This window comes from Nocardia speluncae NBRC 108251 (assembly GCF_001613245.1).
Taxonomy (GTDB): Bacteria; Actinomycetota; Actinomycetes; order Mycobacteriales; family Mycobacteriaceae; genus Nocardia; species Nocardia speluncae.
Map to the genome: position 1 here is coordinate 20,892 of NZ_BDBZ01000032.1, position 6,713 is coordinate 27,604.

Consider the following 6,713-nt stretch of genomic DNA (forward strand, 5'->3'; position numbering starts at 1 on the left):
CGTGGCACGCCCGCCCCGGAGTCAGGCGTGGCCGCCGAAAAGGGCCGGCAGAGTGCCCTCGTAGGCGGCGCGAAGTTCAGCCATCGGTACCGAGAACTGGCCCTGTACCTCGATGGAATCCGACCCTTGGTCCACCACCCCGATCCGCACCCACGGCAGTTCGCGGGCGGTGCACATCCGGGTGAACCGGGTTTCCTCCGACCGCGGCACGGCGACCAGTACCCGGCCCGCCGATTCGGAAAACAACGTGACGAAGGGGTCGGCGTCCTCCGGCAGCAGGATGCGGCAACCGGTTTCACCGGCCAGCGCGGCCTCGACCACAGTCTGGGCCAGACCGCCCTCGGACAGGTCGTGGGCGGCGCTGACCATGCCGTCGCGGGAACCGGCGGTGAGCACCTCCGCCAGCAACTTCTCCCGGGCCAGATCCACCTGCGGCGGCAACCCGCCCAGGTGATCGTGGGCCACCTGCGCCCAGACCGAACCACCGAATTCGTCGCGGGTATCGCCCAGCAGGATCAGGCTCTCCCCCGGCTCCAGGCCGAGGCCGGTCGGAATACGCCGGTGCACATCGTCGATCACACCGAGCACACCCACCACGGGGGTCGGCAGGATGGCATTCTCCCCGGTCTGGTTGTAGAAGCTGACGTTGCCACCGGTCACCGGAATACCGAGTTCTGCGCAGCCGTCGGCGAGTCCACGTACGGCCTGCTGGAACTGCCACATCACGCCGGGATCCTCCGGGGACCCGAAATTCAGGCAGTTCGTGACAGCCTTCGGGGTGGCGCCGGTGGTGGCGACATTGCGGTACGCCTCGGCCAGCGCCAGCCGCGCGCCGGTGTAGGGGTCGAGCTTGGTGTAGTGGCCGTTGGCGTCGGTGGCCAGCGCGATACCGCGTCCGGTTTCCTCGTCCACTCGGATCACGCCGGCGTCGGCGTATTCGGCGAGGACGGTGTTGCCGCGGACGTAGCGATCGTACTGTTCGGTGATCCAGCGGCGGCTGCACAGCTGCGGGCTGGACACCATCTTCAGCAGAGTGTCGCGCAGTTCGTCGGCGGTTTTCGGCCGGGGCAGATTGTCCGGGGTGTCGGCGTTGAGGGCGTCCTGGGTGCCCGGCCGCTGAACGGGACGCTCGTATACCGGCCCCTCGTGCGCCACGGTGCGCGGCGGCACATCCACCACGGTTTCCCCGTGCCAGGTGACCTCGAGCCGCTCACCGTCGGTGACCTCACCGATCACCGTGGCCAGCACATCCCATTTGGCGCAGACGTCCAGGAACGCATCGACGTTCTCCGGCGTGACCACCGCGCACATCCGTTCCTGCGATTCGCTGGACAGGATTTCGGCCGGGGTCATATCGGCGGCCCGCAACGGGACCCGATCCAGTTCGATCCGCATTCCACCGTCACCGGCGGCAGCCAGTTCGGAGGTCGCGCAGGAGAGCCCGGCGCCGCCGAGATCCTGGATACCCACGACCAATCCGGCGTGGTACAGCTCGAGGCAGCATTCGATGAGGACCTTCTCGGTGAAGGGGTCACCCACCTGCACACTCGGCAGCTTCTTGCGGCCGCCGCCGGATTCGTCGCCGGAGAAGGTATCCGAGGCGAGTACCGACACGCCACCGATGCCGTCGAGACCGGTCCGCGCACCGAACAGGATGATCTTGTTACCGGCACCGGACGCGAACGCCAGATGCAGATCCTCCACCCGCATGGCACCCGCGCACAGCGCATTCACCAGCGGGTTGCCCTGATAGGAGGCATCGAACACGGTCTCACCGCCGATATTCGGCAGACCCAGCGAATTGCCGTACCCGCCGACACCGCGCACCACACCGTCGACTACCCGGCGGGTATCCGCCGCATCCACGGCGCCGAACCGCAGCTGATCCATGACCGCGATCGGCCGCGCCCCCATCGCCATGATGTCGCGGACGATCCCGCCGACCCCCGTGGCCGCACCCTGGTACGGCTCGACGTAGGACGGATGGTTGTGGCTCTCCACTTTGAAAGTGACGGCCCAGCCGTCGCCGATATCGACCACACCCGCGTTCTCCCCGATACCCGCGAGCATCGAAGCGCGCATCTCATCGGTGGTGGTCTCGCCGAAATAGCGAAGATGCACCTTCGAGGACTTGTAGGAGCAGTGCTCGCTCCACATCACCGAATACATGGCCAGTTCGGCGTCGGTGGGCCGGCGACCCAGGATGCCCCGGATCCTGGCGTATTCGTCGTCTTTGAGGCCGAGCTCGGCGTACGGCTGCGGCGTATCCGGATGTGCGGCGGCGGTGGCGACCGTATCGACCTGCTCAGTCACGGGATTACCAGGATCCTTTCGTAGGTTGACGCGCCGGCGCGCGCGGGCTCCGGTCCGGGTCGCGTATCCGGGCATTCCACGGCTGCTTTTCGCGTCGACGCCGCGGGATATCGGGAACACGGGTGGGCCGGAACACAGGGCCTCGACGGCGGGGCCCCGACAGGTTTGATCCAGCACGAATCTTACGTTCACCTGCGCCGCGCACATTCCCGACCCCATCGCCGCCGACGCCCCGGCTACCGGTCCATGGCCAGGCGCCGCCCGATCACCGCCGATACGCCCGGCTCGGCGGCAAACCACCGCTCGACGGACCGGGCAACGCCATCACCCGCCCGGTCCGTTGAGCTGCGCTACCGTCTCGACGGCCGCGGACCTAACCGTGTCCGGCCACGACGATGTCGCTGGGCCGGTCGGTACCCCTCAACGCCGAGAGAGTTCGGCAACAGACACCGCCGCCGTGACCCGACTACGGCACCGACGGGTTGCATGACCCATGTCGTCAGGCCGACGGCGTCCCACCCGGCCCGCTGCGACGACGCCGATAGTGAAGCGGCTTTTCCCGGCGGATCGTACCCGGGATCAGTCTTCGGGAGCGAGGAAGGCCGCCAGCGCGGCAGCGTAGGCGGTGATATCGGCGGCGCCCATCATTTCCCGCGCCGAATGCATCGCCAGCTGCGGGGCGCCGATATCCACGGTCGGCATACCTGTGCGGGCAGCGGTCATCGGGCCGATGGTGGATCCACACGGCAGATCGGCCCGATGCACATACCGCTGCATCGGGACGCCCGCCTGCGCGCAGGCCAGCGCGAACGCACCCGCACCGACCGCATCGGTCGCATAGCGCAGATTTTGGTTGACCTTGAGCACCGGTCCGCCGTTGATCGCGATCCCGTGCGCGGGTTCGTGCCGCTCCGGATAGTTCGGGTGGGTGGCGTGGGCCATATCACCTGAGGCGCAGACCGACCCTGCCATCGCGGCCAGGAAATCGGCGCGACCGCCGCCGCGCGCGAGCACGATCCGTTCCAGCACCGTGGGCAGCAGCTCCGACTGGGCACCCCGATCGGATTGGCTGCCCACTTCCTCGTGATCGAATACCGCGAGCACCGGAACCGCGCCGCCCGGATTGTCCACCGCCGTGCGAAACGCCTGCAGACCGGCATAACAGGTGCCCTGGTTATCCAGCCGCGGCGCGCTGATCAGGTCCTGGCCGGCGCCGATCACCCGGCTCGCCGCCAGATCGTGGGTCATCAGTTCCCACCCGAGCACCGCCGCCGGATCCACCCCCGCAGCCTCGGCCACATAGTCCAGGAAGGACGCGGGTTCGCTGCCCACCCCCCAGATCGCGTTCACATGACGCTGCGGGTCGAGCGTGACCCCGCGCCGATCTTCGGAGAGGTGGATGGCCAGCTGCGGAACGCGCAGAATCGGCTCGTCGATCCGCACCAGCCGCTCGGCCAGCCCGTTGCCCTCGCGGACACTGAGCCGCCCCGAAATACCCAGCTCCCGATCCAGCCACGAATTCAGCCACGCCCCACCGTACGGCTCGAGCCGCACCAGCTGCCATCCGGCCACCGACAGATCGGGGTGCTGTTTGACCCGCAGGTTGGGACTGTCGGAATGTGCCCCGACAACCCGGAACGGGCCGGTCTGCGCGGGATCGGCCCAGGCTACGAGCGATCCCCCACGCACGATGTAATACCGGCCGCCCGCACCGGGCCAGGGCTGGGTCTCGTCGAGACGAGTGAACCCGTCGGCATCCAACCGGTCGGCGATGGTCCGGCAGACATGGAACGGTGAAGGCGAAGCATCGATGAAGGCACACAGCCCAGCGGCCGAAGCCGCAGTAGCAGAACTCGGCATATCAGACCACCACCAGCCGCACCGCAGGATCGAGTGCGGTCAAGTCGTCTGGGTCAGCGGTGACGACTCGATCGGCCCGCAGAGCACGGGCGACCACGATCACATGCGCGTCCACCACGTCGGCGGTACCGCTCGCGGCGAGCACCGCACCGATTGCCGTAGCGGCGGTCTCATCGAGCACCACGGTGGTCACCGTATCGGTTTTCAACAACCGCCGAATCGGGTGCTGACGGGGATCGTTGCGCCACGCCTGCGCCAGCACTGTCGCCGGGACGACTATCTGGGTTTTCCGTCGGACGGCTTCGGCGAGCAGCCCGACGCAGCGTGGCTTGCCTTTCTCGAGCCCGATCAAGGCGCCGGTATCGAGAACGATCACGCGGCACCACCGAGGGCGTCGGTGTGCTCGGCGTCGATCTCGTCGAACACACCGGCCGCCCATTCGCGATCGGCGTGGGTGACCCCGGCCTCGTCGGCGAGTTCGGCGAGGATTTCCACAGCAGCGGCCCAATCGGGTTCGCGGCGAGCGAGATCGGCAAACCACGCGGACACCGACGTAGCGCTGCCGGATTCGACAGCGCGGGCGGCCTTTTCGGCGATCTCGTCAGGGATACTGATCGTGATCTTCTTCATGCGGCCAGTCTACCAGCCGGTATTACCGAGTCATACCGGCTGGCAGCCCCAGATGACACCCGAACTGCGTCGATGCCTCACCTTCCCGGCACCATATGTCAGGAGGCGACCAGTGCGTCCAGAGCAGACAGGAACATCCCGAGTCCGTCGTCGCTCGGACCGGTCAGTGCTTCGGTGGCGTGTTCGGGGTGCGGCATGAGCCCCACGACACGCTTGTTCGCCGAGGCGATACCCGCGATCGAACGCTGTGAGCCGTTGAGGTTGTCGCCTTCGTAGCGGAACACCACCCGGCCCTCGCCCTCGAGTTCGTCGAGTACCGCCTGCGGGGCCTGATAGCGGCCCTCTCCCGATTTCAGCGGGACCAGGATCTGCGCGCCGGGTTCGTAGCGGGAGGTCCAGGCGGTATCGGTGGCCTCGACCCGCAGCCACTGGTCGCGGCAGATGAAGTGCAGGCCCTCGTTGCGGGTGAGCGCACCGGGCAGCAGCCCGGCCTCGCACAGCACCTGGAAACCGTTGCAGATACCGAGTACCGGCATACCTTTGCCGGCGGCCTCGATCACGGTGCCCATCACGGGCGCAAACCGGGCGATGGCCCCGCAGCGCAGATAGTCGCCGTAGGAGAAACCGCCGGGGACCACGACCGCGTCCACGCCTTTGAGATCGGCGTCGGCGTGCCAGAGGTTCACCGCCTCGGCGCCGGCCAGCCGGACGGCGCGGGCGGCATCCACATCGTCGAGGGTGCCCGGGAAGGTGATGACCCCGATACGGGCGGTCACGAGACGCGCACCACCTTCCAGTCCTCGATCACGGTGTTGGCCAGCAGCGATTCCGCGATCGCCGCGATCTGGTCGTCGCTCATATCGTCGCCGACCTCCAGTTCGAACCGTTTGCCCTGCCGGACATCGGTGACGCCTTCGAATCCCAGGCGCGGTAGTGCACCGGCTATGGCCTGCCCCTGCGGATCCAGGATCTCGGCCTTCGGCATCACCTCGACCACGACACGTGCCACGGTTTGCTCCTCACGAAAAAGGGTGAGCTGCGCCCGGCGCTGCAACGGGCCGGAACGCTGATGGGGTTACCTGAGCAGCCTAATTGCCGCGGCTACCGGCGCTCGCGGCGGGTGAGGTGAACCAGCTCCGCGGTACTAGCCTGGGAGCATGCATGTAGCCCATTTCGGTCACTCCTGCGTACTCGTCGAACTGCACGGCAAGAAGGTTCTCTTCGATCCCGGCGCGTTCTCGCACGGTTTCGAGGGCCTTACCGGATTGGACGCCATCGCCGTCACCCATCAGCATGCCGACCATATCGACCCGAACCGGATCGAGGCGCTGATCTCCGCCAACCCCGGTGCCCGCCTGCTGTCGGACCCGCAGACCGCCGAGTTGCAGGAGGGTCCGTGGGAGGCGGTACACGCGGGCAATGTGATCGAACTCGGCGAGCTGCGGATCACCGGCGGCGGCGGCCGGCACGCGGTGATCCATCCCGAACTCCCGGTCGTCGACAACACCGTGTTCCAGCTCGGCAGCACCGACAACCCGACCCGGTTCGTCCATCCGGGTGATTCACTGTGGGTGCCCTATACCCCGGTGGACGTGCTGGCGGTCCCCGCCGCGGCGCCCTGGATGAAGATCAGCGAAGCGGTCGACTATCTGCGTTCGGTCGCGCCGCGGGTGTCGTTCCCCATCCACTACGGAATCATCGCCGAACCCGCCTGGGGCGTGTACTTCAGCCGCCTGGACGAAATGCGCAAGGCCGAAACAGAGTTCAAAATCCTACGCCCCGAAAACACCACCACCTTCTGACCCGGCACCAACGCACCCCCGCCCGCTCCCGGCGCAGCCCGAACCATCCCGACCCGACACCGACCACCCCCTCCCCACCTCCCCGGACGGTTCACCACCCCCGGGGTG

Annotated in this window: 7 protein-coding genes; 1 reads left to right on the forward strand and 6 read right to left on the reverse strand. The window is 67.5% G+C overall.

Features of this window, described 5'->3' with window-relative positions; genetic code table 11:
• Positions 1-21: 21 nt before the first annotated feature.
• The 6 genes from purL to purS form a co-directional block, all read right to left on the reverse strand.
• Positions 22-2,313, reverse strand: a complete 2,292-nt coding sequence (purL, locus tag NS6_RS23455) for a phosphoribosylformylglycinamidine synthase subunit PurL (protein ID WP_068045387.1) — start codon at positions 2,311-2,313, stop codon at positions 22-24.
• A 579-nt stretch (positions 2,314-2,892) separates the two neighbouring features.
• Entirely contained in the window at positions 2,893-4,173 is a 1,281-nt protein-coding gene (locus NS6_RS23460) for a M18 family aminopeptidase (protein WP_068045389.1), read from the reverse strand.
• Position 4,174: 1 nt separating this feature from the next.
• On the reverse strand, positions 4,175-4,549 hold the full coding sequence (locus tag NS6_RS23465; RefSeq protein WP_084471340.1) for a PIN domain-containing protein: 375 nt from the start codon (positions 4,547-4,549) through the stop codon (positions 4,175-4,177).
• Positions 4,546-4,803, reverse strand: coding sequence for a hypothetical protein (locus NS6_RS23470; RefSeq protein WP_068045395.1), 258 nt, complete (start codon positions 4,801-4,803; stop codon positions 4,546-4,548). The genes NS6_RS23465 and NS6_RS23470 overlap by 4 nt, the downstream gene beginning before the upstream one ends.
• 98 nt (positions 4,804-4,901) lie before the next feature.
• On the reverse strand, positions 4,902-5,579 hold the full coding sequence (gene purQ, locus NS6_RS23475) for a phosphoribosylformylglycinamidine synthase subunit PurQ (RefSeq protein ID WP_068045399.1): 678 nt from the start codon (positions 5,577-5,579) through the stop codon (positions 4,902-4,904).
• Complete coding sequence (gene purS, locus NS6_RS23480) at positions 5,576-5,812, reverse strand: phosphoribosylformylglycinamidine synthase subunit PurS (RefSeq protein WP_033244081.1); 237 nt, start codon at positions 5,810-5,812, stop codon at positions 5,576-5,578. The genes purQ and purS overlap by 4 nt, the downstream gene beginning before the upstream one ends.
• 148 nt (positions 5,813-5,960) lie before the next feature.
• Here purS and NS6_RS23485 point away from each other — a divergent pair, with 148 nt between their 5' ends.
• Positions 5,961-6,605, forward strand: coding sequence for an MBL fold metallo-hydrolase (locus NS6_RS23485; protein WP_068045402.1), 645 nt, complete (start codon positions 5,961-5,963; stop codon positions 6,603-6,605).
• Positions 6,606-6,713: the final 108 nt, after the last annotated feature.

Excerpts from the sequence above, each read along its gene's own strand:
- NS6_RS23460 (WP_068045389.1), bottom strand. The coding sequence starts at position 4,173 with ATGCCGAGTTCTGCTACTGCGGCTTCGGCCGCTGGGCTGTGTGCCTTC.
- NS6_RS23470 (WP_068045395.1), bottom strand. The coding sequence starts at position 4,803 with ATGAAGAAGATCACGATCAGTATCCCTGACGAGATCGCCGAAAAGGCC.
- NS6_RS23485 (WP_068045402.1), top strand. The coding sequence starts at position 5,961 with ATGCATGTAGCCCATTTCGGTCACTCCTGCGTACTCGTCGAACTGCAC.